30 protein-coding genes, 1 riboswitch and 1 other annotated feature are annotated in these 26,456 nt (G+C 45.1%); of the genes, 16 read left to right on the forward strand and 14 right to left on the reverse strand.

The annotated features are described in order from the left end of the window. Positions 1-6 precede the first annotated feature (6 nt). From CQS04_RS09285 to CQS04_RS09295, 3 genes are read left to right on the forward strand one after another with little or no spacing between them, the layout of a single operon-like run. Positions 7-1,161 carry a mandelate racemase/muconate lactonizing enzyme family protein gene (locus tag CQS04_RS09285; protein ID WP_100353884.1) on the forward strand — a complete coding sequence of 385 codons (1,155 nt, stop codon included), beginning with the start codon at positions 7-9 and terminating at the stop codon, positions 1,159-1,161. After that, positions 1,106-2,041 (forward strand): C40 family peptidase, encoded by a 936-nt coding sequence (locus tag CQS04_RS09290; RefSeq protein WP_342745768.1) that lies wholly within the window; start codon positions 1,106-1,108, stop codon positions 2,039-2,041. Before CQS04_RS09285 ends, CQS04_RS09290 begins: the two co-directional genes overlap by 56 nt. Further along, a complete protein-coding gene (locus tag CQS04_RS09295) occupies positions 2,038-3,000 on the forward strand; it encodes an ABC transporter ATP-binding protein (RefSeq protein ID WP_100353886.1) in 963 nt (320 codons plus the stop codon). Before CQS04_RS09290 ends, CQS04_RS09295 begins: the two co-directional genes overlap by 4 nt. Positions 3,001-3,048: 48 nt before the next feature. Here CQS04_RS09295 and CQS04_RS09300 read toward each other — a convergent pair whose 3' ends face one another. Both CQS04_RS09300 and CQS04_RS09305 read right to left on the reverse strand, forming a co-directional pair. Beyond that, positions 3,049-3,870 (reverse strand): hypothetical protein, encoded by an 822-nt coding sequence (locus CQS04_RS09300; protein WP_100353887.1) that lies wholly within the window; start codon positions 3,868-3,870, stop codon positions 3,049-3,051. Further along, the gene (locus CQS04_RS09305; RefSeq protein WP_100353888.1) at positions 3,833-4,384 is read right to left on the reverse strand and encodes an RNA polymerase sigma factor; all 552 of its coding nucleotides are present in this window, start codon (positions 4,382-4,384) and stop codon (positions 3,833-3,835) included. The genes CQS04_RS09300 and CQS04_RS09305 overlap by 38 nt, the downstream gene beginning before the upstream one ends. 253 nt (positions 4,385-4,637) lie before the next feature. Between CQS04_RS09305 and CQS04_RS09310 the strand changes: the two genes are divergently transcribed. After that, positions 4,638-5,594, forward strand: coding sequence for a hypothetical protein (locus CQS04_RS09310; protein ID WP_100353889.1), 957 nt, complete (start codon positions 4,638-4,640; stop codon positions 5,592-5,594). Between the two features lie 274 nt (positions 5,595-5,868). On the opposite strand, the gene CQS04_RS09315 is transcribed toward CQS04_RS09310, so the two are convergent. Next, entirely contained in the window at positions 5,869-7,449 is a 1,581-nt protein-coding gene (locus tag CQS04_RS09315) for a M2 family metallopeptidase (RefSeq protein ID WP_100353890.1), read from the reverse strand. A gap of 161 nt (positions 7,450-7,610) precedes the next feature. On the opposite strand from CQS04_RS09315, the gene CQS04_RS09320 reads away from it, so the two are divergent. From CQS04_RS09320 to CQS04_RS09340, 6 genes are all read left to right on the forward strand, one after another. Beyond that, positions 7,611-8,285, forward strand: a complete 675-nt coding sequence (locus tag CQS04_RS09320; RefSeq protein WP_100354163.1) for a Crp/Fnr family transcriptional regulator — start codon at positions 7,611-7,613, stop codon at positions 8,283-8,285. A gap of 94 nt (positions 8,286-8,379) precedes the next feature. Further along, positions 8,380-8,523, forward strand: coding sequence for a hypothetical protein (locus tag CQS04_RS13805; protein ID WP_165775506.1), 144 nt, complete (start codon positions 8,380-8,382; stop codon positions 8,521-8,523). Positions 8,524-8,738: 215 nt separating this feature from the next. Further along, positions 8,739-8,861 (forward strand): cytochrome C oxidase subunit II, encoded by a 123-nt coding sequence (locus CQS04_RS09325; RefSeq protein ID WP_100353891.1) that lies wholly within the window; start codon positions 8,739-8,741, stop codon positions 8,859-8,861. Between the two features lie 18 nt (positions 8,862-8,879). After that, positions 8,880-9,356: a cytochrome c oxidase subunit II gene (locus CQS04_RS09330; RefSeq protein WP_100353892.1), complete on the forward strand. Its 477-nt coding sequence runs from the start codon at positions 8,880-8,882 to the stop codon at positions 9,354-9,356. Continuing rightward, positions 9,353-11,005, forward strand: a complete 1,653-nt coding sequence (locus tag CQS04_RS09335; protein WP_100353893.1) for a b(o/a)3-type cytochrome-c oxidase subunit 1 — start codon at positions 9,353-9,355, stop codon at positions 11,003-11,005. The genes CQS04_RS09330 and CQS04_RS09335 overlap by 4 nt, the downstream gene beginning before the upstream one ends. Before the next feature lie 191 nt (positions 11,006-11,196). Further along, the gene (locus CQS04_RS09340) at positions 11,197-11,931 is read left to right on the forward strand and encodes a Fic family protein (RefSeq protein ID WP_100354164.1); all 735 of its coding nucleotides are present in this window, start codon (positions 11,197-11,199) and stop codon (positions 11,929-11,931) included. A gap of 41 nt (positions 11,932-11,972) precedes the next feature. On the opposite strand, the gene CQS04_RS09345 is transcribed toward CQS04_RS09340, so the two are convergent. The 5 genes from CQS04_RS09345 to CQS04_RS09365 all read right to left on the reverse strand — a co-directional run bounded on the left by CQS04_RS09345 (position 11,973) and on the right by CQS04_RS09365 (position 15,444). Further along, on the reverse strand, positions 11,973-12,494 hold the full coding sequence (locus tag CQS04_RS09345; RefSeq protein ID WP_100353894.1) for a hypothetical protein: 522 nt from the start codon (positions 12,492-12,494) through the stop codon (positions 11,973-11,975). Then, complete coding sequence (gene hepT, locus CQS04_RS09350; protein ID WP_100353895.1) at positions 12,491-12,901, reverse strand: type VII toxin-antitoxin system HepT family RNase toxin; 411 nt, start codon at positions 12,899-12,901, stop codon at positions 12,491-12,493. Before hepT ends, CQS04_RS09345 begins: the two co-directional genes overlap by 4 nt. Beyond that, positions 12,894-13,361, reverse strand: a complete 468-nt coding sequence (gene mntA / locus CQS04_RS09355) for a type VII toxin-antitoxin system MntA family adenylyltransferase antitoxin (RefSeq protein WP_245858794.1) — start codon at positions 13,359-13,361, stop codon at positions 12,894-12,896. The genes hepT and mntA overlap by 8 nt, the downstream gene beginning before the upstream one ends. Positions 13,362-13,396: 35 nt before the next feature. Then, positions 13,397-14,842 (reverse strand): DEAD/DEAH box helicase, encoded by a 1,446-nt coding sequence (locus CQS04_RS09360; RefSeq protein WP_100353896.1) that lies wholly within the window; start codon positions 14,840-14,842, stop codon positions 13,397-13,399. A 149-nt stretch (positions 14,843-14,991) separates the two neighbouring features. Continuing rightward, positions 14,992-15,444, reverse strand: coding sequence for a DUF4275 family protein (locus tag CQS04_RS09365; RefSeq protein ID WP_100353897.1), 453 nt, complete (start codon positions 15,442-15,444; stop codon positions 14,992-14,994). Positions 15,445-15,583: 139 nt separating this feature from the next. Further along, positions 15,584-15,797, forward strand: a binding site (T-box leader). Positions 15,798-15,842: 45 nt separating this feature from the next. On the opposite strand from CQS04_RS09365, the gene argS reads away from it, so the two are divergent. Further along, positions 15,843-17,531: an arginine--tRNA ligase gene (gene argS, locus CQS04_RS09370; protein ID WP_100353898.1), complete on the forward strand. Its 1,689-nt coding sequence runs from the start codon at positions 15,843-15,845 to the stop codon at positions 17,529-17,531. 73 nt (positions 17,532-17,604) lie between these two features. Here argS and CQS04_RS09375 read toward each other — a convergent pair whose 3' ends face one another. The 4 genes from CQS04_RS09375 to CQS04_RS09390 all read right to left on the reverse strand — a co-directional run bounded on the left by CQS04_RS09375 (position 17,605) and on the right by CQS04_RS09390 (position 21,103). Next, positions 17,605-18,117 carry a GNAT family N-acetyltransferase gene (locus CQS04_RS09375; RefSeq protein WP_100353899.1) on the reverse strand — a complete coding sequence of 171 codons (513 nt, stop codon included), beginning with the start codon at positions 18,115-18,117 and terminating at the stop codon, positions 17,605-17,607. A 423-nt stretch (positions 18,118-18,540) separates the two neighbouring features. Next, a complete protein-coding gene (locus tag CQS04_RS09380; RefSeq protein ID WP_094943850.1) occupies positions 18,541-18,741 on the reverse strand; it encodes a cold-shock protein in 201 nt (66 codons plus the stop codon). A gap of 225 nt (positions 18,742-18,966) precedes the next feature. Continuing rightward, positions 18,967-20,292 (reverse strand): alkaline phosphatase, encoded by a 1,326-nt coding sequence (locus tag CQS04_RS09385; protein ID WP_342745769.1) that lies wholly within the window; start codon positions 20,290-20,292, stop codon positions 18,967-18,969. A gap of 130 nt (positions 20,293-20,422) precedes the next feature. Then, on the reverse strand, positions 20,423-21,103 hold the full coding sequence (locus CQS04_RS09390) for a glyoxalase (protein WP_100353901.1): 681 nt from the start codon (positions 21,101-21,103) through the stop codon (positions 20,423-20,425). 131 nt (positions 21,104-21,234) lie between these two features. Here CQS04_RS09390 and CQS04_RS09395 point away from each other — a divergent pair, with 131 nt between their 5' ends. After that, positions 21,235-21,720 (forward strand): peptide-methionine (S)-S-oxide reductase, encoded by a 486-nt coding sequence (locus CQS04_RS09395; protein ID WP_100353902.1) that lies wholly within the window; start codon positions 21,235-21,237, stop codon positions 21,718-21,720. A 39-nt stretch (positions 21,721-21,759) separates the two neighbouring features. Here the strand turns inward: CQS04_RS09395 and CQS04_RS09400 are convergent, their stop codons facing one another. Beyond that, on the reverse strand, positions 21,760-22,125 hold the full coding sequence (locus CQS04_RS09400; RefSeq protein ID WP_100353903.1) for a VOC family protein: 366 nt from the start codon (positions 22,123-22,125) through the stop codon (positions 21,760-21,762). Positions 22,126-22,225: 100 nt separating this feature from the next. Here CQS04_RS09400 and CQS04_RS09405 point away from each other — a divergent pair, with 100 nt between their 5' ends. Further along, positions 22,226-22,747 carry an AAA family ATPase gene (locus CQS04_RS09405; RefSeq protein ID WP_100353904.1) on the forward strand — a complete coding sequence of 174 codons (522 nt, stop codon included), beginning with the start codon at positions 22,226-22,228 and terminating at the stop codon, positions 22,745-22,747. A gap of 34 nt (positions 22,748-22,781) precedes the next feature. Here the strand turns inward: CQS04_RS09405 and CQS04_RS09410 are convergent, their stop codons facing one another. Beyond that, positions 22,782-23,432, reverse strand: a complete 651-nt coding sequence (locus CQS04_RS09410) for an SDR family NAD(P)-dependent oxidoreductase (protein WP_100353905.1) — start codon at positions 23,430-23,432, stop codon at positions 22,782-22,784. A gap of 240 nt (positions 23,433-23,672) precedes the next feature. Next, positions 23,673-23,775, forward strand: a riboswitch (SAM riboswitch). 95 nt (positions 23,776-23,870) lie between these two features. On the opposite strand from CQS04_RS09410, the gene CQS04_RS09415 reads away from it, so the two are divergent. Genes CQS04_RS09415 through CQS04_RS09425 form a run of 3 tightly spaced genes read left to right on the forward strand, consistent with a single transcriptional unit; the run spans position 23,871 to position 26,421 of the window. Continuing rightward, the gene (locus tag CQS04_RS09415; protein WP_094943841.1) at positions 23,871-24,896 is read left to right on the forward strand and encodes a methionine ABC transporter ATP-binding protein; all 1,026 of its coding nucleotides are present in this window, start codon (positions 23,871-23,873) and stop codon (positions 24,894-24,896) included. Further along, positions 24,886-25,548, forward strand: a complete 663-nt coding sequence (locus CQS04_RS09420) for a methionine ABC transporter permease (protein ID WP_100353906.1) — start codon at positions 24,886-24,888, stop codon at positions 25,546-25,548. Before CQS04_RS09415 ends, CQS04_RS09420 begins: the two co-directional genes overlap by 11 nt. 12 nt (positions 25,549-25,560) lie before the next feature. Beyond that, the gene (locus CQS04_RS09425; protein WP_100353907.1) at positions 25,561-26,421 is read left to right on the forward strand and encodes a MetQ/NlpA family ABC transporter substrate-binding protein; all 861 of its coding nucleotides are present in this window, start codon (positions 25,561-25,563) and stop codon (positions 26,419-26,421) included. Positions 26,422-26,456 lie beyond the last annotated feature (35 nt).

The raw sequence follows: 26,456 nt of genomic DNA on the forward strand, positions 1-26,456 counted from the left end.
TGACCGTTGCTGATTCATTCGATTGAAACGCAGGTGGCCGCTGTGCCGCTCATCAAACCATTTAAAACGGCCCTCCGCACGGTCACAGTAGCGGAAACCGTCATCGTGAAAATCACGACTCGAGACGGAGCAGTCGGCTGGGGAGAAGCCCCTCCGACACACGTCATCACAGGTGACTCGCTTGCGAGCATCCTGTTTGCGATTAACTCAGTGTTTACACCTCAACTTATCGGAGAAGACCTGCGGCATGCGGAACGCATCTTTAGTAAGCTGCACCGGTCACTCGTAGGCAATTCGAGTGCGAAGGCAGCCGTCGATATGGCTCTTCATGACTTGCTTGGTCAGCTCGTTAATCAACCCCTCGTCGAACTACTCGGCGGCTACCGGAGTGAGATCGAGACCGACTTTACGGTCAGCGTTAACGGACCGGAAGAGATGGCAGAAGACGCGAAGCGCTATATCGAAAATGGCTTCAATGTACTGAAAGTCAAAGTTGGCATCGACGAAATTCAAAAAGACATCGAGCGCATCCGAGCGATTCGACAGGTCGTAGATCCATCCGTCTTGATTCGTTTAGATGCAAACCAGGGATGGTCACCGCGAGAAGCTGTCCGCGCTATCCGCACGATGGAAGACAAAGGACTCGATATCGAGCTAATTGAACAACCAGTCAAAGCACACGACATCGACGGCTTGAAGTACGTCACGGATCACGTAGATACACCCATCATGGCGGACGAAAGTATCTTTTCACCACATGATGCCTTACGCGTCTTGCAGCTCCGTGCAGCGGACCTGATCAACATAAAACTGATGAAGGCAGGCGGCATCTATCAAGCGAAGAAAATCAACACACTCGCAGAGAGCTTCGGCGTACCCTGCATGGTCGGCAGCATGATTGAGACCAAACTTGGCATCACCGCGGCTTCTCATTTTGCAGCGAGCCAGCCGAACATCACGCGATTCGATTTCGATGCGTCTTTGATGTTATCTGAGGACATTGTAAAGGGCGGCATCATATACCAAGGAAGAACGATTCGGTTCTCCGACGCGTCAGGACTTGGTGTGACAGATGTACGAACGAATGAAGAACGGGGGAATGACTATGACAACGAATTGGGTATGCGCGGTCTCCGTAGCAACCGTGTGGACGTCACCTGAAGCACCGCGAGAAATCGACCAGTTCGGGCTTGAGCATCCGGTGCAGTTGAACAAATGGATAGAGAAGATGCGCTACGAAGAACTACTCGACCTGTGCGATGGCAACCGCGTGCAGACGCAACTTCTTTACGGGGAGCCAGTTATCGTCGACTCGGTTGAAGGGGACTGGGCAAAAGTCGTCTGTCCGTGGCAGGCGTCGAAAAAAGATGAACGCGGCTATCCAGGATGGGTTCCAGTGAAACAGCTTGCGGAAGTCGAGCAAAGCACTCCACAACAATTCGCGAGAGTGAAAGTGGGTAGGGCTCAGCTCTGGACAACGCAGAAGCAGCCGCTCCTAGTTCTATCGTTTAACACTATACTTCGCGTGAGTGGGGTGTCGGAAGAATTCACGGTGGTGCAAACTCCTCATGGAGAAGCGCTGCTAGCAACATCCGATATCGAACTTGTAACGGCTCTTGATGCATTCCCGAAACTAGACGGAGAAGCCATCGTGAAGCTGGCACTTCCGTTCCTTGACCTACCCTACTTCTGGGGAGGCATGTCGAGCTACGGCTACGACTGCTCAGGCTTCAGCTACCAGATGACAAAAGCGGCAGGCTATTTGATTCCGCGAGATGCGAGCGACCAGGCAGTAGCAGGATTAGAAGTAAACAAAGAGGATCAGAGCGAATGGCAACTAGGAGACCTGTTGTTCTTTGCGAACGATGAAGGCACAGGCAGTGTGCGCCACGTCGGCATCTATTCCGGTAACGGACAAATGATCCATTCACCGTCAACAGGGCAGTCGATTGAAATCCGAACATTAGAAGGTACGAAATTTGTGAAAGAGCTGTGCGCAGTGAGACGCTTTGCACGTGTGAGAGAAGGGGTGACGTTGTGACGAAAGAGGCATTATTGACAGTAGACAACTTGAAACGTCATTTCGACGTCGGTAGCAACCAGACATTAAAAGCCGTGGACGGCATTTCCTTTGAGATCCAACGAGGCGAAACGTTTGGCCTCGTTGGAGAATCGGGTTGTGGGAAATCCACAGCGGGCCGAACGATTTTAGGCTTGTACAACAAGACAGAAGGCGCCGTCGCCTACGAAGGTCAGCAGGTCCATGAGATGACAGGTGACGAGCGTCAGGCGTTCCTGAGAAAGATGCAGATGATCTTCCAAGATCCATACGCATCGTTGAACCCACGCTCCACCGTCTTTGAAATCATCGCAGAACCGATGCAGATCCACGGGCTCTACAAGACGAAAAAAGAAGTCCAAGAACGCGTCTACACGTTACTCGAAGACGTCGGCTTGAACCGTGACCACGCCAACCGCTATCCGCATGAATTCTCAGGTGGTCAGCGTCAGCGAATCGGGATTGCCCGTGCCTTAGCACTTGACCCAGAATTCATCATAGCGGACGAACCAATTTCGGCACTCGACGTATCCGTCCAGGCGCAAGTCGTCAAGCTGCTTCAAAAGCTGCAGAAAGAAAAGGGTTTGACGTATCTGTTCATCGCCCATGACCTGTCGATGGTCAAGTACATCTCCGACCGTATCGGCGTGATGTACCTCGGTCACATGGTCGAACTGACCACGAGCGACCAACTCTACGAAGAACCCCTGCACCCGTATACGCAGGCATTGTTATCAGCTATCCCGATTCCGGATCCGGACGTCGAAGAATCCCGCCAGCGTATTTTGTTAAAAGGCGAGCTACCGAGCCCAATCAATCCCCCATCCGGGTGTGTGTTCCGAACACGCTGCCCGTATGCAATGGATGTCTGTGCTGCAGAGAAGCCGGCTTGGAAAGAACAGAAGCCAGGGCATTTTGTGGCTTGTCATTTGTATAACTAGCTAAAAGAAACCACCAGACTTTTAAAGTTTTGGTGGTTTTGTTTGGAGTTAAGGTGTAAACAGGTTGTTGATGAGAGCGATAAGACGCCACTCGCCACTCGCTTCTTCTTGTTCAAATACCATATGGAGACTACGCCAATCGAGCCCGCTATATTGCTCCGTGCCCGCAGTATAGAACTCTACGACTTTTGCATCCGGAAATACAGAACTCAAGTAGTTCGTCGGATCAGATTCTGGGCTTGTAGTGTCGACTAATACCTCGTCTGCTTCAAAGAAGCGCTCGACTTGAAGATGCTGTTCAAAGTACTCAGCAGGCGTCGTGCGGATATCCGTATTGGCTTCTCCATACCCCCACAGATACGTTGCCTCGTCATCAAGAAGAGTCGCAATCTCTGGTTGCGAGAAGCGGACGGTCGAATCGGACACCGAAAGGTAAGGGGATAATAGGAGTCCTTTCTCTTCATGTACGTAGCCTGCAAGTGTAGCCATGTCTCGTCTGTCCAGCGCTTGAAGGATGGCGTTCGCCCGTTGCTCGAGTGCGGCAGGATCAAACGGTTCGGGTTCTTCTTCGTCTTCGCCACTCACAATAGGCACAGTTGGTTCAGTCGGAGCTGGTGGCGTTTCTATCGCTGTATTTGGTGATGTCTGAAGCATGTTAAGAGATAGAATCGTTAGAATGAAAAGTGCAGCAATAGCAATAAGACCAGCAGTTATGCGAGGCGAGATGCCTCGAGTAAGCTTTTGTTTAGGAGCTTGTTGCTCGAGAGCCTTCATCACATTTTGATGAATGCGGTGCTGTGCGGATTCACTCATCCGGTACGTTGGAAATGCATCAAGTTTGGTGTCGGCTGTGTGGTGTTGATCGTTCATACAAGTCCCTCCAATTCGGTTCATTTTTCAGTGCTTGAATTGCGCGGTGGTAGTTGGTCCTGACAGCCGTTTCCTTGCAGTCTAAAATCAGGGCTGTTTCGCTGACCGAGAGGCCTTGGATGCCTCGTAAAATCAACACGTCTCGAAACTTCTTTTTCTGCTGGTTGATCAACTGGTACAGTTCAGACTTTTCCTCATTCTCTAATAGAATCTGTTCAGGAGAAGAGCTGGTCTGCCGATGATTTGAGCTGTCTTGCCAAGGAAGAGAGAGACGACTAAGTCGCGTCTCTTTTGTTCGAGCTTTGTCGATCGCAACATTTCGTGCAATACGCATGAGCCAAGTCTTCGGACTGGCTTCTTTCCGGTAGCTCCCGAGGCCTTTGCCCGCTTTAATAAACACTTCCTGTACCAAATCCTCCACATCCCTAGTTCCGGTGTAATACACTAAAAAGTTGTAAATCTCTTGGCTGTAGAGATAGAACCAATCGGATATCGTTTCTTGATTGCTTTGCATTCGTCTTTGATCCCCCTTTTAAGGTCTTTGCTTATTAGACGGAAGTTTTTGTGTGGTGTGTCAAAAGGGATTGAATTCTAGATAAAAAACGATCCATGAGAAAATTTTTCATTTCATTGACATTGCTATATCAATTTTGGTTGAAAATTTATATGGTGTATATAGGGAATAGAAAAATTCTCCATACAACTAGTATTTCGGAGATAAATAGAGAGTTGTGAAGTGGACGTTTACCGAACAGGGGGTAAGGAAAATGGAATCGGAAGAAACAAGATTAGAAATGAGTTCGAAAAAGAGCATTTGGGAGAAGTATTTGTTCCCCATCACTATAGTTTCCTCTATAGTCGTTTCAGGAGTGGTTGGATATTCAGCAAGTCAGTGGGGCGAAAGAAGCTTTGCGTCAGATTCCGGTGAAGTAGAAGAAATGAAAGAAGAAATGACAAAAGCTCGGAATCAATCACTAGAAGTTATTGAAGCGGAGATTCCAGAAATACTTAGTGACTTGGAAACATATAGTGAAGATATAAAATTGGTAAGTGAAAACATAACAATAGTTGAAAATAGCTTGCAACCAATAAGAGATGTATCAGAAAAAGTTAATACCGCTATATCGATTGCAAGAAATGTGAATGTAGTTACAAGAATAGGTTATATTGATAGATTTAGTAATAAATTAGAGGTTGCTCAAGTTAAGTTAGCAGAGATAGACTTAGTTCTACTCAATATGGAAAATCTAACAGTAATTCAAAAAGATATGCAAGAGTCACATGCGAAAATCTCAAACTTATATGGGGAATATCAAAAAGAAAAGAATATCGATTATTTATTAGATATTGATAAAGAGTTAAATTCCAACTTAGTTTATAGAATGGAAGAGCTAAAAAATCTCACAAACGAGGCTCATGAACTGCTAGAATTTTCCTCTGATATCGTTGAAACAACTAATAGCGTGGCAGACTTTTTAAACAATCCTACCGAAACTAGTAAGGAATTATTTGAAGCTGTTCAATTTTGGAAAGATGAAAATGAAAAGGCGGAAGCTGAGGAAGTAGATAAAGAGATTGAAGAAGATATTAAGACTTCTAAAGAAAAAATTCAAGACTTGCCGACTAAATTAGAAGAACAATCTAGAAATACCATTACATCCATACATACGATTCAAAAAGAGCTTCAAACTGTGAAAATCACAGAAATGGTAATAGGGGAATAACTACATAACCTAACAGGAAAAGTGGGGATTATATGATTAGTCACTTTCATCAAAACAATTTATTTATAATCCTGTTAATCGCTGCGACAGTAGTAAACATTTTCGTCGATAATGAACAATTCACTACTATATTTAATGTCGTTGTTCTGATAGTGGTACTAGTAATCGCAGCTCTAACAAGAATAGGTAAGAGTAAGGCAAAAAGTTAAGAGGTTTTGTTGTGTCATAAAACTAAAAACGGTTGGTTCCCTAAACAGGAGCCAACCGTTTGTGTTTAGTTCTTACAGTACAACTCGACAAAATGAGATGGGTTCAATGTCTCACCTGTCACACGACGAATCTTTTCGTTCCAGTCATAAAGAGCGGCTGGTTTGAAGAAGTCGTTCAGAAGCATCTCACCCGCTTCTTTCGTGAAAAACTCTGGAGAGATCTGCGTCTCGATGTGGCGCTGCAGTTGTGCAGCCATCAGTTCACCCAATAGGTAGTTCTGGTAGTAGACAGGAGCTAGCGTGAAGTGGATTTTCGCTGCCCAGTCCGGGTTATTCGTTTCCTCAGGTGGCGTGACGAGCTGGATATCGTTCACTGTCTTCCACCACAGGGCGTTCAAGTCTTGATCCGGGTTTGCATACAGTTCTCTTTCGAAGTACACGAACGTCACGATCCAGCGCATGGAAATCAGCATCTGCAGTTGTTGGAACTCTTCAAGTTCCGGTGTCAGCTCATTTACTGTCGCTTCGTCCATTCCTAAGAAGTGGCTCAACCAGCGAGGGTCTTTGCCCATCTTGCCATACATCATCGCAATCGCCTCTGTTGTCAGCGTGTGGCTGTTTGTACGGAGCGTGAACGGCAAGTCCATGTCGAGGTATTTGAAATACGCTGCGTGGCCAAATTCATGCAAGTTTGTCTCTGACCAGTACGCATCTTCTTTCAAATTACAAAGCACCCGGACGTCACCAGAGCGGTCGATATCCATACAGAAAGCCGTCGGATTCTTCTTGTCTCGCGGGAAAAGGTCGCTCTTCGCATAGAGGTCATCCACTTTGATGCCCATCGCATCGAATGTATCTGTCGTCAGTTGCAAGATGTCTTTTCCTTTATAGAACGTGTCCAAGTTCGTTTCATCCGAAGGTGGAGCTTCTTGGAAGAACGGATCCACGTAATGCCACGGGCGAATGTCTTCTGGTGCGATACCAAATTTCTTAGCTAGGCGCGCGTCCAGTTTCTCTTTCATTGCGCGGTATGCATCATCGGACTGTTCGACCAGATCATTGAAGATGCGGAACACTTCGTCACGGTCCAGTTCCTGCAACTCGAAGCTCATCTCATGATAGTCGTTGTAGCCAAGAAGGCGCGCTGCTTCGTTGCGCTTCTTCACGAGTTCGAGTAAATCTTTCTCGACAGCTTGCCCGACTTCTTTACTAGCGAACCAGACCTTCTTACGGAGTTTCTGGTCTTCGCTTGTCATCAAGACTTCCCGAATGTCATTCGCAGAATAGGCTTTGCCATCTACTTTAGGTGAGTACGTGTTGAACACTAAGTTCAGCTCTGCGTCTCGTTTCGCGAGATCTTCGATGATCGATTCCGGAAGTTGGTTGCTCTTCATGTCATTAAACAAAATCTCGAGTTGGCGCTTCTCGATTTCTGTTCCTTCGCCAGAAGCAAGGAAGGCCTGGACCTGCTCGTATTTCTCTTTCGAAGAGAACAGCAGGTTGTACTGCGTGTCTGCGTCTCCAGCTTTCTCTGCCCACTCGGCCTCGCCTGTCGTTTGAGCCATCCAGGAAGCTTCTGAACCCACTTTATAGAGGCGTTCTGTTTCGTTATTAAAGTCATTTAAAAATGTCTGTAGGGTAGTCAATTACATCCCATCCTTTCTCCATACTTATATTTCGCCACCCGTAATGAAAAGTCCTTTAAAATAGGAAAACATTCTCTAGCAAATCGGAATGCGATGGTATAAAGTGGTATTATAAATGCAACTATCGGAGGTGGACCCACGTGTATGTAGAAAAAGGTACGATTTCAGAGGACTTGAAGGAATTGCTTGCGCTTCCGCATCATGTGAAGAGTTTCGCGAAAGATAGTTACTTGTTCCAAGAAGGCGATAAGATCCAGCATCTGTTCTTTCTGACGAAAGGGAAGGTGCAGCTTAACAAAGTGAGTTCGGATGGGCGAGAGTTGACGCTCCGGATCTGCGGAGAAGGCCAACTGCTTGGTGAAGTGTACTTGTATTCACCTGATGCCCATTACATGCTCGATGCGAAAGTGAAAGAAGACGCGACGTGCTACTTGTTCCCAATCAAAGAGCTGGAGAACGAGCTGCAACACAACTCAAAGCTTGCGGCAGCGTTTATGAAATGGATGTGTCTGAACCAGCAAAAGACGCAGACACGCTTCCGGGACCTGCTATTGAATGGCAAGAAGGGCGCACTTTATTCGACTTTGATCCGACTAACCAATAGCTACGGCGTCGAGAAAGCCGATGGCATCCTGATTGATGTCCATTTGACGAACCAAGACCTGGCGAACTTTTGCGGCATGGCCCGTGAAGTGACGAACCGGATGCTAGCGGATCTGAAGAAGCAGCAAGTGGTGTCTACGATGGATGGGAAGCTGCTGATCCGTAATGTGAACTATTTAAAAAATGAAATTCAATGTGAGCACTGCCCGTTGACGCTGTGCCGGATTGATTAACTAAATGCATGATACTGAACCACTTCCGAGCCGGAAGTGGTTTTTTTGCGTCCGAGGATGCTCAAAGAGAGTTAGGTAGAAGAAATCCGCTTTGATGCAGAAGAAACCAGCCTCGATGTTGAAGAAATCCCCGCGCATGCAGAAGAAACCTCAAAGCATGCAGAAGAAATCCCCGCGCATGGAGAAGAAACCTCAAAGCATGGAGAAGAAATCCCCGCGCATGCAGAAGAAACCATAAGACATGCAGAACAAACCTCAAAGCATGCGGAAGAAACCAGCCTCAAAGCAGATGAACGCTCGCTCACCCAACCCCCACCAGACAAAGTTTGACAAAAGTATGAAATAATTTCACATTTGTCGTAGATTTTTGTCACAGGTGTGATTTATATCACAGTTACCCGCATAGGATTGCTTTACGCTTAACACAACAAGAACTTAGGTGAGGTGAACGGATTGGCTAAGAAGCAGCAAGTACAAGAAGAGAATCTAAAAGGGACATTGATCAGTGTCTTTTTTGTGGGATTTGTCATTGTGGCCATGTGGGTGGCGGTTTACCTAATGTATCTAGCAAACTAAGCGAAAAGGAGAATACCTATGCATCTTCATAAATATGAAAAGATCTGGATGACGTTCGGCATCGCGGCCCTCGTCGTGTTCTTGAGCATTGTGGGCGTGAGTGCCTTCTCTCATGAACAGCACACACCAGCGGGTGGTATCGAGACGATTGATCCAGAGAAAGTAAAAGAGACGGCTCCGTTCAATGAGCCGGGTGTTAAACAACTCGACGAAGACACGTATCAAGCAACAATCGTAGCTATGGCTTTCGCATACGAAGCGCCGGAGCTGAAAGTGCCAGTCGGCAAAGAAGTGATTTTCAAACTCACAAGTACGGATGTTGTACACAGTTTTACAATCGATAATACAAACGTCAATATGATGGTGGTTCCAGGGCAAGTGACGACTAAGTCGTACACATTTAAAGAGCCTGGAAAATATCTGATTCTATGTAATGAATACTGCGGAACCGGTCACCATTATATGTTCGCGGAAATTGAGGTGACAGAAGAATGATAGCAGCAGCAGATCGTAAATTAGCCCTTTGGAACATCGGTGTCGCCTATGTAGCCTTCTTGATCGGAACCTTAGCTGGATTGCTTCAAGTTTTCATTCGTAACGATAAATTGGTTCTTCCAGCATGGTTGGATTACTATCAGATCTTAACGGCACATGGCGTGCTTCTCGCACTTATTTTTACAACCTTCTTCATTTTTGCATTCTTTATCACGGGTATGAGTAAAAGCTTAGGCGCATTCGGACCGAAAGTGTTGCTGTGGAACTGGATCGGTTTTGTTGTGATGCTTGCCGGTACCGTCCTAGCGACAGTCATGATTGTCAGCGGGAAAGCGTCCGTACTCTATACGTTCTATGCGCCGCTGATGGCAAGCGGTTGGTACTATGTAGGTCTTGCGTTATTTGTGGTCGGTAGTTGGATCATGAGTTTTGCCCTTGTTGGCCATTATATGAAATGGCGTAAAGCAAACCCAGGTGAATTAAGTCCATTGTTTGCTTTCATGACGGTTTCCACAATTATTTTATGGATCATCGCGTGTCTTGGAGTTGTAGCGACGGTATTGTTTCAGTACATCCCATGGGCATTCGGTTGGGTCGATACGATTAACGTCGAGTTGAGCCGTTCACTGTTCTGGTATTTCGGGCACCCGCTTGTATACTTCTGGTTGCTGCCAGCCTATATGGCTTGGTATGTGGTCGTACCGAAAATCATCGGTGTTCCAGTATTCAGTGATGCGCTTGCTCGCTTAGCGTTCATCCTATTCATCTTGTTCTCGATTCCGGTTGGATTCCACCACCAGTTGATGGAGCCGGGGATCTCGAACTTCTGGAAGTTCTTCCAAGTCGTCTTAACATTCATGGTTATCATTCCATCACTAATGACAGCGTTCTCGATGTTTGCAAACTTCGAGCGTGCAGGTCGTAAAAATGGCGGAAAAGGCTTGTTCGGCTGGTTCACAAAACTACCTTGGAAAGACGTACGTTTCACGTCCCTATTTATTGCGATGGCATTCTTCATTCCTGGAGGAGCTGGCGGAATCATCAATGCTAGTTTCCAACTAAACGAGATTGTCCATAACACGCTTTGGATCGTCGGTCACTTCCACATCACCGTAGGAACACCGGTTGCGATGACGTTTATGGGACTGACGTTCTGGATCATCCCGTATCTGACAGGTCGCAAGTTCTCGAAAACGATGCAAAAGCTCGCGTTCATCCAGATTGGAACTTGGACAGTGGGGATGATTTTGATGAGTACAGCGCAGCACATCTTAGGACTTCTAGGAGCGCCTCGCCGTACAGCTTTCTCGAACTACAACAACCATCCTTCTGCACTTGAGTGGTTTGATGGAATCTTGACGAACCACGTGACGATGGCAGTCGGAGGCAGCATCTTGTTCTTATCGGCTATGTTACTCCTGTACATCGTCATTATGAGTGCTTTCATTTCACCAAAAGCGGTGGAAGCTCATGAATTTGTAGAGTTCCCATTAGCAGAGAGTGACAAACAAGCAACACCGAAGATCTTCGAAGATTGGAAAGTCTGGATTGGAATCGCCTTTGCGTTGATCCTTGTGGCGTACGCTGTCCCAATCATTCAAATGATTCAAGATGCACCGCCTGGTTCTAAAGGATTTATCACATGGTAGGAGTTGAGTAGAATGTTCTTGATGCTGGTTTCCATGTTTCTTGTCATCGTCTTAACCACGGGTATTTTTATTGAATTGACTACAGAAGAAGAGTGAGGAGAGCTCCGCTGCCTAGAGAGGTGGTGGGGTTTTTGAATTCGAGAAAAGTAGGATATACTAAAGACACTACTATTGGAAAGGGATGGGGGATCATGTTCGAAATCATTAATGCAAAGAAAGAACGGCTTGATAGTAAGCGCCCTCTTCCAACATACTCCATCCAAAGTTTACGCGAGAAACTATTTTTAGAATGGACTTATAATTCCAATGCGATTGAAGGAAATACACTGACTCTTCAAGAGACCAAAGTAGTCCTAGAAGGGATTACTGTAGGTGGCAAGACACTTAGAGAGCACTTAGAAGTTATTAATCACCAAGAAGCGATTCGCTATGTGGAAGAGATTGTCCAAACAGGAGAAACCCTCTCCGAGTGGCAAATTAAAAATCTGCATCGTCTCGTACTTAAGGGGATTGATGATAGCTATGCAGGAGTATATAGAGATCAACAAGTATTTATTTCAGGGGCAATTCATACGCCCCCCTCTCCTATGAAAATTCCAGAGCAGATGGAACGTCTGATTCAGTGGTACAAGGAAGAGGCTCAGGGATTGCATCCGGTAGAAAGAGGGGCCATGTTACACGCGCTCTTTGTGGGAATTCATCCCTTTATCGATGGAAACGGGCGAACCTCTCGATTGTTACTGAATTTAGAGTTGATGAAATCAGGATATCCACCTATCATTATTCGAGTGGAGAATCGTTTAGCATATTACAGTGCACTTGATAAGGCTCACACAACAAAAGATTATGAGGATTTTATTGAATTGGTTGCTAAAGAAGTGGAAGCTTCTCTGGATTTGTATTTAAGTACGGTGGAAACGATATGAGAAAAGCCCGACATCCGATTATATAGGGATGACGGGCTCTTTTAGTTGTATTTTGAAATAGTGAAGGTAGTTGCATCAAGCAAAAGTAGCATAGGCCGCCCCTCAATAAAGACCTCTGCATGGATGAGTAAGGAGTTCTCCTGCCACCCTTGGAACTGAATCATGTCCAGTTCCAATGGTGTTGGGATTTGTTGTTTAGATTCGAACGTACCGTTAGTAGTGAAGATATGATAATCATTTGAGAAGATAGCGATGCCAGTGGGAGTAAAGGTCACATTCTTTAAGGTGGAACCTATATCCCAGAAGTCATAGCATGTGTACTTGCCAAGATCATCACGATTCACTTCGAAAAGAAATGAATCCGTGAGCACATAGAACATATCATTATGTGCCGAGAGCGACACAACTACCGGAGCGCCAGGAAATTGGCCAAAAGTTTCGTTATACATCTCATCTTCGAATTTTACCCACGTCCACTGTTCTGCAGAAGAGGGTCCGTTGAATACAAATTCTTTATAAGAACCAGCTAGAGGTTGGCAGGTAATTTGTGCAGTTGTAATCATGAATTTTCGCTCTTTAAAACAATTTGTGTGAATTTCCTAAAGTCACCTAAGTGTTTTTTTAAGATAGATTCAAGAATCTCGATTTCTAAGGCTTGGTAATCATGAACAGCAATATTTCTGAAGCCGACCATATTCATTAGTGTTTTAGCTAAATCATGTTCTATAACTCCTGCCTCTTCTAACAATTTGAAGCCGTCACGACTAGACTTAGGCACTCCAAGGCCTTTTTCACTTATTAGGTGCATTGCTAAGTCTATACTTGCTTCGCAAGCACGTTGAATATTCAACACAATACTATCTTGCTTCGTATAATTTTTTAGATTTTCAGGATTTTGATCATAAACTTCGTAAATCCTGTTGAGGCAGCGTTCGATAGTAGCAGTTTTATTTAGAATTACATCATTCATAGCCAAAAACACTTCCTCTTTCTTTAATTGATTGAATGACAGGAGCTCGTTGTTCATTAAAGGCCAAGTACATGCTATACGCTCTCATGCGCTGAATATAGAATTGATTGGGATCTTCTAAATAAATAGGGACTCCCTGAGAAAAAATTTGCATAGTAAAGACTGTATCAACCTGTCTAATATCGACAAGATCGACTTCTCTACCTACTAATGATGCTACTTTACCAGCTAGTTTAAATCTTTCATAAGCGGATATCTCATGCTCGCCAAATAGCGCAATATCCAAATCACTATCTTCTCTCTCGTTCCCTTTAGCAAAAGAGCCAAAAATAATAATGAAATATACGGGCAACTTTGATCTGATGATGGAAACAATTCGACTTTGCATATTTTGATCTAGCATAAGAATCACCACCTTTGTCTTTATTATTAGTATAGCTCGAAAAGTACGATAGCGCATAAAAACCCCCCTCACAAAAGTGAAGGGGACCTGGATTATTTCAACGCTTTGCTGACTTTTAGTTTCTTACCTTTGACCGGAGTAGACTCCATCGCTTGTAGCACCAGAGAGCCTTTGCCGTTTAAAATATCGACATAAGACATGTGGTCCTGAACTGTGATGATCCCGATATCTTCAGCGGATACGCCCGGGATGTTCGCGATTGTACCGACCAAATCAACGGCACGGATCTTTTTCTTCTTCCCACCGCTGAAGTGGAGCTTCATGATGTCTTGGTTGATGCGAGCGGTCTTGTTGTTGCGCACGACCCGGCGACTTGCAAGCTTCTCATCGAAGTCACGACGAGCTTTCGCAACGTCACCTGCTTCAGGAGCTTCCGCTTTTGGAATCTCAAAACCAATGTAACGCTCGATAGAACGAACGAACTTGCCTTCATGAGGTGTTGCGAACAAAATCGCTGTTCCTTCATTGCCTGCACGCCCAGTACGACCTGTACGGTGCACATACGCTTCTTTTTCCATCGGTACGTCGTAGTTGATCACAAGGTTGACGTTGTCGATATCGATTCCGCGTGCTGCCACATCTGTTGCCACTAAGTAGCGGAAGTTTCCAAGTTTAAAGCCTTCCATTACTGCGAAACGGTCTTCCTGCACGATGCCACCGTGTAACTTCTCAACCGGATAACCAGCGTCTTCAAGTTCACTGTAAACACTATCTACATTTTCTTTCGTACGGCAGAAAATCAGGCAGCTGTTGGGATTGTGAACGACTGTGATGTCTTTCAGTAATGCAATCTTGTCTTCTTCTTTTACTTCAATCATCGAGTGCTCGATCGTTGAAGCCGTCACACCTGTTGATTCGATTTCAATGTGTGTTGGGTTGTTCATATACTCATGGCACAAGCTCTCGATGTCATTTGGAAGCGTCGCTGAGAACACCATTGTTACGCGATTGTCCGGTACTTGTCGGATAATGTCTTCGACTTGCTCAATAAAACCGCGGTTTAACATCTCATCCGCTTCATCGATGATCAAATACTTCACTTTCTCTAAATCCAAAGTTCCACGTTCAATATGGTCGAGCACACGGCCTGGTGTTCCCACGACGATATGCGTCTTCTGTTTCAATTCTTCTTTTTGTTTCGAGAACGGTTCTTTTCCGTAAACAGCTACTGCTTTCACACGTTTGAAGCGGCCGATATTCGTGATATCTTCACGAACCTGTACAGCCAGTTCTCGTGTTGGTGTCAGAATCAAAGCTTGTGGTTTCTTTTCTTCCCATTCGATTTGATCTGCTACAGGAATACCAAAAGCTGCTGTCTTTCCACTACCTGTTTGAGATTTCACGACTAAGTCTTGATTTTCAAAGGCAAGGGGAAGCACCTTCTGCTGCACTTCAGTCGGCGTATCGTACTTCAAAATCTTCAGGGCACGGCGAATGTCTTCGCTGATAGGGAAATCGTTAAAATGGTTTGTTGTCATTAAGTTACCTCGTTTGTTAGTTTTTTTCGTCATACATCGAATCGGTTCCGTACATATGTCAATATGTCTTATTATACGGGAAATTAGCCGAACTTATCGGCTTTTCTTCGAAACGTAACAGAGAAGATACATTTAAGTACACATATAAACTAAAGCGAAGCCAAACTCTGCGAACTTTTTACTGCAAAATACGGACCGCATGTCTCCGTTTCATGAGTGATAACAAACGTCCAAGTGAAATCTGAATCCACCACATACACGTCTTCTTCTTTACTTAGAAGTTCATACGTTAAAAGGTGTCCTTGATCAATGAGGTATACGTCATCCGAGTGTTGATAAAACAAGTAGCATGATTTCTTACTTTGGCCATGAAAGGCTCGGATAGCTTGGTTGTTCGCAAGATGATCTACTTTTTTATAGCTGAATAGATGCCATAAATAGCCTGAGTAATAGCGATCATCTTTCAAATAAATCTCTTGTTTTTCGGAAGAGGTCAAATGCCCCGCGAAGGCTTCTTCCCATCGACTATGAAGATACTGGCTCCAGCCGGCTATCAATCGTGCACGAATATTCTTTTGGTGTAATCTGCTGTATAAATCCATGGAAAAACTCCTTACTTACTATAATGATTGTGATTAGTATACGGGATAGAGAGAACAAGTCCTAGTTGAGTAGTGTATAATCGCTAAAAAAACAACTTGTATTTTCCAGTCAATTGGCTATACTAAACAGAAATACTTGATAACATCACAGACAAAGAGAGTAGTCTCTTGTGAGGACAAGCGAATCAGGGACTGGTGAGAGCCTGATCAAACACAAGATGATGAAGCGCACTTTGGAGATGTATTCCTGAACACGAGTAGGGAGTACCGGGGAAGTTCCTCGTTACCAACAAGAGAGGTCTATCAGACAACAAGAGTGGTACCGCGGGCAAATTCAAACTCCCGTCTCTTTTCATTATGAAAAGGGGCGGGAGTTTTTTATATGGGAGGAAACGTATATGGACATGAAACAGACAATTGCAACACTTATGTATGAGCATCTGAGCGAACAATGGAACTTAGAAGAGATAGTGGCGCGTATTACGCCCCCAAAACATGAAGAGTTGGGTGACTTAGCATTGCCCTGCTTTGAACTTGCGAAGACATATCGTCAGTCACCGCAGACGATTGCTCAGAATTTAGTTGCTAAGCTAGCAAGTGTACCTTTGATTGAGCATTCGAAAGCTGTGAGTGGTTATGTAAATATATTCTTGAACAAGAAACTCGTGGCTGAGCAGATTTTGAAAGAAGTGCTAATTGAACAACAGGACTACGGAAATCTCGAGATGGGCCATAAACAAGTTGTCACAATCGACTTCTCGTCTCCGAATATCGCAAAACCGTTTTCCATGGGGCATCTGCGCTCGACGGTCATCGGAAATTCACTCGCTTTCATCATGGAGAAGTGTGGATTTAAAGTCGTCCGTATCAATCATTTAGGGGATTGGGGAACGCAGTTTGGAAAGCTTATGGTTGCTTATCGATTATGGGGCGATGAGCAAAAGGTGAAGGAACATCCAATTCAAGAGTTGCTAAAGCTTTATGTGAGGTTCCATGAAGAAGCAGAGAAAAACGAAAGTCTGAATGATGAAGCACGTCTTTGGTTCAAAAAGCTTGAAGATGGGGATGTAGAGGCAATCGAATTATGGAAGTGGTTCAGAGAAGAATCGCTAAAAGAGTTTTCAAAGATCTATGAGTTGATGTCGATTCACTTTGATTCTACCAATGGAGAGGCGTTCTATAACGATAAGATGGCTCGAATTGTGAAATTGTTAGAAGAGAGACATCTGTTGGAAGCATCGGATGGAGCACAAGTCGTACAGGTGGGGGACGATGTGCCACCATGTTTGATCAAGAAAAAGGACGGGACTACTCTCTATGCGACAAGGGATTTAGCCGCCGCTCTTTACCGTCAGGAGACCTATCATTTTGCCAAGTCCTTATATGTAGTAGGGAATGAGCAGACGCTTCACTTCAAGCAAGTCATACGCGTCATTGAAAAAATGGGCTATGAGTGGCACGAGGGGATGACCCATGTACCATTTGGCATGATGCTTCAAAACGGCAAAAAAATGTCGACGAGAAAAGGAAAAGTCGTACTGCTCGAAGATGTGTTGAACGATGCTATCGCGCTGGCTGAGCAAAACATTGCGGAGAAAAACCCAACTCTTCATCATCCAGAACTTGTTGCACGTCAAGTAGGCGTTGGGGCTGTGTTGTTCCATGATTTGAAGAATTTCCGGATGAACGATATCGAATTTTCTCTTGAAGATATGCTAAAAGTGGAAGGTGAAACGGGTCCTTATGTGCAGTATACACATGCACGTGCTTCTACTTTATTGAAAAAAGGAAACTACAATGAAGAGCAGTTGAATCGGATCCATGTAGATGAAGAGGCATGGGCGACGATTAAGTTTGTTGGAGAGTTTCCAGAAGCAATCAAGCGTGCATACGAGGGGAACGACCCGTCGCAAATTGCAAAACATCTGTTAGGATTGTGTCGGGCATTCAATAAATACTACGGCTCAGTTCGTATATTGGATGATGAAAATCCTAAACAATCGAGGTTACATGTTGTGAAGTCCGTTCAACTTGTATTATGTGAAGGACTTCGTCTACTAGGAATTGCAGCACCTAAGGAAATGTAAAAGAAGCGATGAAAGCACAAGCTACTGTGCCTTCGTCGCTTCTAGTTAGTGAATTCAAAAGTATAAATTGAAATCAACCCTCTTGTGGAATTTCTGGTCCATCGAGATCCAGCTGATAGAAAGCAAGATCCAGCCAGCGTTCAAACTTATAGCCGGCATTGCGTACAGTACCGGAGTGGGTGAAGCCTAACTTTTCGTGGAGCCAGATGCTCTTGTCATTCGCTGCATCGATTCCAGCAACAAGCGTCTTGTATTCGCCAGCTTTCGCAAGGTCGATGATGGCTTGAAGTAGCTTGCGCCCAATCCCTTGTTTGCGGTAATCCGTGTTCACATAGACGGAGTGTTCGATTGAATATTTGTAAGCAGGCCAAGCTCGGAACGGACCAAATGTTGCGAAACCGGCAACGTGTCCTTCGATTTCAAAGACGATGACCGGGTACCCATCTGCTTGTTTCTGTTCGAACCAAGCTTTGCGGTCTTCAAGGGTTTGCGCATGATAAGAGTAGACGGCAGTAGTATTGACGATGGCATCATTGTAGATAGCGAGAATTTCTTCAAGGTCGTTGAGAGTAGCAGGACGGATCATCGGGTTCTTCCTTTCGTGGTGGGGTGGAGTCACAATTTGAATAGTCCTAGTTTAGCAGAAAACTACTGATTGGGAAGAAATTTTTGAGGGGAAGTAGAATTCATTGAGAAATTCCTCGACCTCAGCTACCCAAGCCCTTGCTAGAAAGGTCTTTAACCATCTAAAAACTCACTTTGACCGGAGCGAAAATAGGGTTAGAGCGCAGAAGAGAAATGTTTTAGTTGAGTGATTATTACATTAAGTGCTCTCACTATGACAGTAGCGGCATCCACTCTGACATTAAATAAGCCAACTCTGACATTAGGACTGCCCACTCTAACATTCCTGAAATTATGGAAACCAATCCGACGTCTCCGAATCCCGCAATCTCTTCGAAACACAAAAAAAGCACCCCACAAGTGGGATGCTTTTCAGATCGGAAAATTAAAGTTTTACGATGTTTGAAGCTTGAGGTCCGCGTTGGCCTTCTTCGATGTTGAATTCAACTTTTTGGCCTTCTTCTAAAGACTTGAAGCCTTCGCCTTGGATTGCTGAGAAGTGAGCGAATACGTCTGCTCCGCCTTCAACTTCGATGAATCCGAAACCTTTTTCTGCGTTAAACCATTTTACTGTACCTTGTGTCATGTAAATGACCTCCATATAAGTTATTAATAAGATCATTTTTTTTGCAATAAAAAAATTCACATATTGCAAAAAGTACCGAAATAAAACCCTGATACTCTTTGTAATAGGTGAATTAGATGTGTTGTACTTCATGAACTTATTAAATGAAGTATACCGCATGCTTCCAAAGAAGTCCAGTAAAAAGCCGAAACTGCTCCTGGGGAGAAACAGTTCCGGCACTTCGTCTTAGTTATTCAAGTCAATCTTCATCGCTTTAGCCATCTTTTTCGGGATGTCCGTATTCTCAATCACTCCAGAGAATGTATCCGCTTGTGGGCCATATGCATAGAGGGGCACGTCGGTACCTGTGTGTGCTGTCGTTGTCCAGCCAATCAATGCGCGGTCGCTCACCACTTCATTAATCGCAACTGCGGGTTCTTTCGCTTCCACAATACGCTTGATTTCGTCTTCAGATAGCTCCAGCCCTGTATAAGCCTTCACCACTTCTTCGACGTTGTCACGAGACTCTGATAATTCGGATGCCATCACATCACCTGTAGCTGTAACGTTATGAAGAACTTCAGTCTTCACATCATAGACACCGTTCGCACCGACAGACATGCCGCCCGTCTCATGATCACCGGCTACGACGACAAGTGTGTTGCCATCTTTCTTCGCAAATTCAATTGCTGCAGCCACCGCTTCGTCGAATGCTTTTAAATCGTTCATTGCCCAAGCAGCATCATGTGCATGTCCTGCCCAGTCGATTTGAGACCCTTCCACCATCAAGAAGAAGCCGTCTTTGTCTTGCTTCAATGCACCGATGGCAGCTTCCGTCATCTCCGATAAACTAGGCTCTTCCGTCTCACCGCGATGCATTTCTGGGGACATCGCATCTTGAGCGAAGAGACCTAACAACTTGCCGTCTTTATTCGCAAGCAATGCATCGCGATCCGTCACGTAGTTGTAGCCGTCTTGTTGCGCACCTTCGATCAGATTGCCTTCAGGTTGCTTGCCGCCTTCTTCAGAAGACAAGAAGTACTGACGACCGCCGCCTAAGATGACGTCGACATCGTTATCAAAATACTGAGGAGCGATGGCCGCTTCTTCACCACGAGATGCTACACTCGCACCAAACACGGCTGGTGTTGCGTGTGTAATAGTAGAAGTTGCCACAAGACCTGTAGCTTTTTTATTTTCTTCCGCCGCGTCTAGGATAGAATCGACTTCTTCACCATCTGGTGTTACGCCAACCATTCCGTTGTCTGTCTTCACTCCCGTCGCCATGGCCGTTCCAGCTGCTGCGGAATCGGTAACTTCCGTGTTAGCAGAGTAGGTCTTCACCAATCCTTTTACATGAGCATCAAACGAGGATTCTTCTCCCTTAAACCAGCGGTAATTCGTTGCGTAGGTAGCTCCATAACCGTCGGGAATCATAAAAATCACATTCTTTACCTTGCCATTATCGAAATTCTCTTGTTTCTTCGCTTGTGCCGCACTGAAATCCACACTCACATTGACTCCGGATACGATGAGTCCTCCTACTAAAGCAGTTGCTACGAGTTTTTTCATGTCCATGTCCTCCTTATGATGTGATACAGCCCAACGATAACAGGCATTTGTGAAGGACATGTAAAGTGCATGTAAAAGCCACGGTCATACGAAAAAATCGGAAATCTGGCATAGGAAAAAGCAACAAAATCTAATTGTCTTTAGAACAAATGAACTTGCCCGAACTAGTTATTTCGATGGAAGCACCTTGAAGTCGAATGGAGAGTGGATGGACGACTGAGAGTTTATCTGAGAAGTACCATACACGATTTTCTGGCATCAGCAGGAGATACACAGCGTCTTCACGTTCTCCCAGAAAAGTCAGTCCCTCAGCAGAGGCAGGTTGATGGTCTCGAGAGTACACGCCGATGGATTCGAGCTGTTGAGCTACGTTCAATTTATCGTGTACTACTAAACTCATTTCAGAAGCTTTCTGTAAAAGGGTCGGGTGGAAGGGCTCGGAACTTGCGGTTGCATCCGATAACCGGCAGATCCATTCGACGATGTTTCCCGATGGATCTTCAAAGTACAGAGATTTCGCATCAATAGAAGGGAAGTACACCTCGTCATCGTCATGTTCTTTTGATAGGGAAACTCGCTCCTGTATCCAGCTCTTTGCCTCTTCGAACTGATTCGAAGGGACGTCGAAAGCGAAATGGTAGAACGGAGTGTTTCCAGGCGGGGCTTGATGAAGGGTAAAGGTAGTCGAGCCGATTTGTACGGAAAAAGATGTTTCAGATTCCTGTTGAATAGGAAGTTCAAGTGTGTCGCGATAGAAGTTCCGAGTGGCTTCTAACGCAGCACTATGTATAGTGATAAATTCAATATGCAAAGGGTTCACCTGCTTCTTTAAGTTGCCTTTAGATTAAAGTTTTTCTGGCAAAGAGACACCCTGCGAAAGACTGAAATTCCACATTTCCCATGGATATGCGATACTAAAAAGAGAATAAAGGAGTGAAGAGGATGGAAACCGTATATTTAGCTGGAGGGTGTCTGTGGGGTGTGCAGGCCTTCGTCAAAACGTTGCCAGGCGTCATGACAACTGAAGCTGGTCGAGCGAATGGGACTACAAATACTTTGGAAGGTCCTTACGATGGCTATGCAGAGTGTGTGAAGACAGAATTTGACCCAACTGTCGTTTCTTTCGACCAACTACTCAGTTACTTTTTCGAGATCATTGATCCTTACAGTCTGAACAAACAAGGGGAAGATGTGGGCGAGAAATACCGAACAGGCATCTATAGCACGGATGCTAATCACCTAGAACAGGCACGAGCTTTTATTGCAAAACGAGAAGACGCTGAGCGTGTAGTAGTCGAAGTGCTTCCTCTGACAAATTACGTGAGAAGTGCTGAGGAACATCAAGACCGCTTAGAACGTTGTCCAGATGACTACTGCCACATTCCGCAAAGCCTACTGACCAAGTACAAGACAAACGTTCCTACATAAAACAGGCCCCCTTTCGCTGAAAGTAAGGAGGCTCTTTCTTTATACGGGTTGTTCACTCATAAACGCATGAGCATTGCCTTCTGTGTCTTTAAAGAACACCATCCATGTGGCAAGGCCATTCATCTCTGCTACAATGTGTGGTTCATCTGTAAACTCGATACCCTTCGTCTTGTAGTTCTCAAAAGTTTCCTGAATATCTGAGACGTTAAAATATACGACAGAGCTTGGATGATCAAACATTTCTGACTCTGGGAGCGTCAGCATCAAACGGACTCCGTCGCAGTCGAAGAAGGATAAGTTACCTGCTGTGAACAAAAGCGGAAGTCCAAGTTGATTCTTATAGAATTCAGTAGCGCGAGTAATGTCTTGTACGGGAATGCCGATTTGACCAATAGCATGAATCATGTGAAAAGCTCCTATTCTGTGTATAGTTGTCTTATGTTTTAGTATAACGTAATGCAACTATTCAGAAAACAGAACGTACTACACTTTGGGAGGGAGATACATGATCATTTTAGTAAACGGAGCATTCGGTGTTGGCAAGACAACGGCAGCCGAACGACTTCATAGTGAAATCGACAACAGTATGATCTATGATCCAGAGATGGTGGGATTTTTGCTTCGCGAACTGCTGCCATCAGATATCAAAAAACAAGAATCCCCAGGTGGAGATTTTCAGGACTACCATTTGTGGAGAACAATGGTCGTAGATACCGCTAGACATTTGAAAGCTCAGTATGGCAAGCATCTGATTGTTCCAATGACCATTCGCAACCATTCGTATTTCACCTATATCACACAAGGATTCCAAGCACTTGATGCCGCCACATACAGCTTCTGCCTCACAGCTTCTAAAGAGACGATTCATAATCGGTTACTTGGCCGGGGAGAGGAACCAGGGAACTGGTGCTTTCAACAGACAGATGGTTGTTTAGAAGCATACGAAAAGGACTACTTTGGTGAGAAGATCGTCACGGAGAACAAAAGTATTGATGACGTTATAGAGATTATTCTTTCTCGAATCTAATGAAAACCCCCTCCAATCGGAAGGGGTTTCGTCGTTACTTTGGTTCTTCAAACATAAATTCTACTTGATCTCGATTGGTGTAGAGGGTGTAGAACGCCTCCGCAATATCTTTCGGATCATAGAACGTACCTGGTTTCACAAAACCCTTTACAGTCACTATGCCTACATAGTGACCATGCTCTTGCAATTGTTGGTACAAGCTGTGAACCAAGTTACGAAGACCTGCTTTTCCTATCGCAAGAGACGCATAGTCTGGATATGGGTTTAATGCTAAACCGCCACCAGTAAACAGTAACGAGCCATTTGTCATACGAGGCACGACTTCTTGGACAGCTACCAGTGCGCCTAAAACATTCGCTTGAAAATCCCGTGCGATATCTTCTGGATCTAATTCAAGCGGCTTTCCAGGTGTAGCAGCAGACACATTGTAGAGGATGGAGTCGATGGAATCATAATGAGTAAGGATTTTCTGTAGTGCTTCTCGGAGACTCGATACTGACGCCGCATCCCCAATAAATCCTTGGTTTTCGATACCGTGGTGATCCAACTCTGCACCAAATGCTTCAAGCGAAGAAGGACGTCGCGCGATAAATGCAATAGTTGCGCCGTTCTCCCCGAATTTTTTTGCTGTTGCTAGGCTGATACCTGGACCCGCTCCAATAACAATCAAAACTTTTTGAGACATGTGAACCACCCTTTCAAGACAAACGGTAAATCTGCTTAAAAAGTATCATGTTCACCAGTCACTATCAATTTATTAAAACTTTTTCGTAAATTTAAAATCCTATCGGGACAATAAAGGAACCGCTTTCATAGTAAGACTACTGAAAAAATTAGTAAAATTACTATTGACGAGGTAACTTTGATGCTTTAGACTGTGAAACAGTTAGCAAGTCGAAATAAACCAACAACTACATACCAGCAATTCTTATCACGAGAGACGGAGGGACAGGCCCTGTGAAGTCTCGGCAAAGCGCGCAAGCGTCAGTGCCAAATCCTGCAAGTGTCCATCACTTGAGAGATAAGACTGAGAGGCTTCTTTATGGCTTTCATTTCTTATGTTCTTAAGAGATGAAGGTCTTTTTTTATGTTCAAAACCCGTTAGAAAGTAGGGATTTCCACCATGATTACATTCCAAGATGTATCCAAAACATTTAAAGTCGGCAAACGAGATGTCCATGCGGTACAGAACGTATCGCTCGATGTGAAGAAAGGCGATATCTTCGGCATCATCGGATTCAGTGGAGCCGGCAAAAGTACATTGCTTCGACTCGTGAATTTACTTGAGAAGCCGACGACGGGCGTTATCACGATCAACAATACGGACATCACATCCTTGAGTGCCAAAGAACTTCGGCTGCAACGACGCCGAATCGGGATGATCTTTCAGAACTTCAACTTGTTCACGTCTAGAACGGTTGCCGGTAACGTCGGCTACCCGTTAAAACTCGAAGGCACACCAAAAGCAGAAATCGCACGTCGCACAAAAGAGCTGCTCGAGTTCGTTGGACTTTCGGACAAGGCAGACAACTACCCAGAACAACTGTCTGGTGGTCAGAAGCAGCGCGTCGGAATTGCACGAGCACTCGCAACGAACCCAGAAATTCTGATCTGTGACGAGGCCACTTCAGCACTCGACCCGGAAACGACAGAAGATATCTTGAAACTTTTAAAGCGCGTCAACGAAGAGTTCGGAATCACCGTCCTCCTAATTACTCATGAGATGAACGTCATCTCGACCATCTGCAACCGTGTCGCAGTCATGGAGAACGGACATGTCATCGAGCATGGAGACGTTTTTGAAGTCTTCACGAATCCGTCGCATCCGACGACGAAGCGTTTTATCCAATCGGTCAACAAAGACTTGCCATCTCAAGCACTCTTGAAAGAATGGCATGCAGCAGGAGATCAGCATATCTACCAAGTGACGTTCACAGGAGCTGCAACGAGTCAGCCACTGTTATCGAAGATTACACAGCAGCATGATGTACACTTTAACGTCGTGTACGGAGCTGTCCGTGAGATTCAAAACCAACTGCTAGGGAACCTGGTGGTGTCGTTTAAGGGGAAACCGGAAGATATTCAAAAAGCGATTCAAGACCTGAATCAGGTCGTCGCCATCAAGGAGGTCAGTATCCATGAAAGTTGAATGGAGTACATTCTACCAGCGCATCATTGAAGCAACCGGTGAGACCATCACTATGGTCATCTTGACCCTAATCCTCGGTTCCATTCTAGGCATCTTAGTTGGTCTCGCTTTGTTCGTTTCAAGACAAGGCAATATACTAGAAAATCGCTTCTTGTACGGATTGCTCAACTTGATCATCAACGTCGTACGTCCTATCCCGTTCATCGTGTTCCTTGTGTTCTTGATGCCTGTCACGCGACTCGTTATGGGAACGACGATTGGCGTGGGAGCAGCTGTGTTCCCGATGGCCATCATGGCGACGTTTAGCGTGGCACGAATTGTTGAACAGAACCTACTTAGTATCGATCCGGGTGTCATCGAAGCCGCAAAAGCAATGGGTGCTAGCCCGTTCCAGATTGTATTTACCGTGCTCATTCCTGAAGCACTTGGCCCACTGATTCTCGGACTAACATTTGTTACCGTCAGTCTGATCGACTTCTCGGCAGTAGCCGGTTATGTGGGCGGCGGGGGTCTTGGTCATATTGCCATTACTTACGGCTACCAGCGTTTTGATACCAGCGTCATGGTCGTCACCGTCATTGTATTGATTCTGCTCGTACAGATTGCGCAGTGGCTTGGAAATACATTATCTAAAAAAATTATGAGACGATAGGAGACTACACACATGAAAAACCTAAAACTCACGGCTCTTGCCGCAACAGCAGCGCTCACACTAGCTGCTTGTAACTCAGCAGATGGAGCAGAAGAAACAATCAAAATCGGGGTGAACGGTGCCGATGAACCGCAATGGCCAGTCATCGTAGAACTTGCAAAAGAAGATGGCTTGAACGTAGAAATCGTGGAGTTCACAGACTATATTATGCCAAACAAGGCTTTAGCAGCAGGGGACATCGACTTGAACGCATTCCAGACAATCTCGTTCTTCTCGAACTTTGTAGCTGAGTCTGGAGAAGACTTAGCGCCAGTTGGAACGACTGTCTTCGCACCACTGGGAGTCTACTCTGACAAAATCGAATCGTTAGATGAGCTGAAGAAGGGTGATCAAGTCGCCATTCCAAATGATGCATCGACACTGCCACGTGCATTGAACTTGTTGCAAGAAGCAGGAGTGATTGAGTTAGCAGACGATTTTGGAATTACGGGTGACCTGGATCAGATCACTTCGAATCCTTTAGAACTTGAATTCATCGCAATGGAGCCACAACAGACAGCTCGTGTATTACCAGACGTAGCGATTTCACTCATCAACAACGGAGTGGCTGTGCAAGCTGGCTTTGTTCCAGCAGAAGATGCCGTGTACTTTGAGAATGCAGATTCCGATACTATCGAACCGTACATCAACATCATTGCTGCACGTGCAGACGAAGCAGATAAAGAAGAGTATCAGCAAATTGTCGAGTATTACCAAGATCCAGCAGTTGAAGCTGCTATCAATGAAGAGTTTAAAGGAAGCAAATTCATCATTCGCAAAACAGCCGAAGAAACTGTTGCTATGTTTGAAAAAATGAACAGCTATTTTAAATAAAGGCACCCACCCACTGCAGCTTTGACCCCCTTTGC

This window comes from Chryseomicrobium excrementi, assembly GCF_002798305.1.
GTDB classification, from domain to species: domain Bacteria; phylum Bacillota; class Bacilli; order Bacillales_A; family Planococcaceae; genus Chryseomicrobium; species Chryseomicrobium excrementi.

Excerpts from the sequence above, each read along its gene's own strand:
- CQS04_RS13805 (WP_165775506.1), top strand. The coding sequence starts at position 8,380 with ATGCAGAAGAAACCAGCCTCGATGTTGAAGAAATCCCCGCGCATGCAG.
- CQS04_RS09380 (WP_094943850.1), bottom strand. The coding sequence starts at position 18,741 with ATGACACAAGGTACAGTAAAATGGTTTAACGCAGAAAAAGGTTTCGGA.
- CQS04_RS09400 (WP_100353903.1), bottom strand. The coding sequence starts at position 22,125 with ATGATTCATGCTATTGGTCAAATCGGCATTCCCGTACAAGACATTACT.
- CQS04_RS09305 (WP_100353888.1), bottom strand. The coding sequence starts at position 4,384 with ATGCAAAGCAATCAAGAAACGATATCCGATTGGTTCTATCTCTACAGC.
- CQS04_RS09360 (WP_100353896.1), bottom strand. The coding sequence starts at position 14,842 with ATGACAACAAACCATTTTAACGATTTCCCTATCAGCGAAGACATTCGC.
- CQS04_RS09425 (WP_100353907.1), top strand. The coding sequence starts at position 25,561 with ATGAAAAACCTAAAACTCACGGCTCTTGCCGCAACAGCAGCGCTCACA.
- CQS04_RS09375 (WP_100353899.1), bottom strand. The coding sequence starts at position 18,117 with ATGATCCGTCCTGCTACTCTCAACGACCTTGAAGAAATTCTCGCTATC.
- CQS04_RS09290 (WP_342745768.1), top strand. The coding sequence starts at position 1,106 with ATGACAACGAATTGGGTATGCGCGGTCTCCGTAGCAACCGTGTGGACG.
- hepT (WP_100353895.1), bottom strand. The coding sequence starts at position 12,901 with ATGAATGATGTAATTCTAAATAAAACTGCTACTATCGAACGCTGCCTC.
- CQS04_RS09345 (WP_100353894.1), bottom strand. The coding sequence starts at position 12,494 with ATGATTACAACTGCACAAATTACCTGCCAACCTCTAGCTGGTTCTTAT.
- mntA (WP_245858794.1), bottom strand. The coding sequence starts at position 13,361 with ATGCGCTATCGTACTTTTCGAGCTATACTAATAATAAAGACAAAGGTG.
- argS (WP_100353898.1), top strand. The coding sequence starts at position 15,843 with ATGGACATGAAACAGACAATTGCAACACTTATGTATGAGCATCTGAGC.
- CQS04_RS09335 (WP_100353893.1), top strand. The coding sequence starts at position 9,353 with ATGATAGCAGCAGCAGATCGTAAATTAGCCCTTTGGAACATCGGTGTC.
- CQS04_RS09420 (WP_100353906.1), top strand. The coding sequence starts at position 24,886 with ATGAAAGTTGAATGGAGTACATTCTACCAGCGCATCATTGAAGCAACC.
- CQS04_RS09330 (WP_100353892.1), top strand. The coding sequence starts at position 8,880 with ATGCATCTTCATAAATATGAAAAGATCTGGATGACGTTCGGCATCGCG.
- CQS04_RS09410 (WP_100353905.1), bottom strand. The coding sequence starts at position 23,432 with ATGTCTCAAAAAGTTTTGATTGTTATTGGAGCGGGTCCAGGTATCAGC.
- CQS04_RS09415 (WP_094943841.1), top strand. The coding sequence starts at position 23,871 with ATGATTACATTCCAAGATGTATCCAAAACATTTAAAGTCGGCAAACGA.
- CQS04_RS09310 (WP_100353889.1), top strand. The coding sequence starts at position 4,638 with ATGGAATCGGAAGAAACAAGATTAGAAATGAGTTCGAAAAAGAGCATT.
- CQS04_RS09365 (WP_100353897.1), bottom strand. The coding sequence starts at position 15,444 with ATGGATTTATACAGCAGATTACACCAAAAGAATATTCGTGCACGATTG.
- CQS04_RS09405 (WP_100353904.1), top strand. The coding sequence starts at position 22,226 with ATGATCATTTTAGTAAACGGAGCATTCGGTGTTGGCAAGACAACGGCA.
- CQS04_RS09385 (WP_342745769.1), bottom strand. The coding sequence starts at position 20,292 with ATGAAAAAACTCGTAGCAACTGCTTTAGTAGGAGGACTCATCGTATCC.
- CQS04_RS09340 (WP_100354164.1), top strand. The coding sequence starts at position 11,197 with ATGTTCGAAATCATTAATGCAAAGAAAGAACGGCTTGATAGTAAGCGC.
- CQS04_RS09395 (WP_100353902.1), top strand. The coding sequence starts at position 21,235 with ATGGAAACCGTATATTTAGCTGGAGGGTGTCTGTGGGGTGTGCAGGCC.
- CQS04_RS09300 (WP_100353887.1), bottom strand. The coding sequence starts at position 3,870 with ATGAACGATCAACACCACACAGCCGACACCAAACTTGATGCATTTCCA.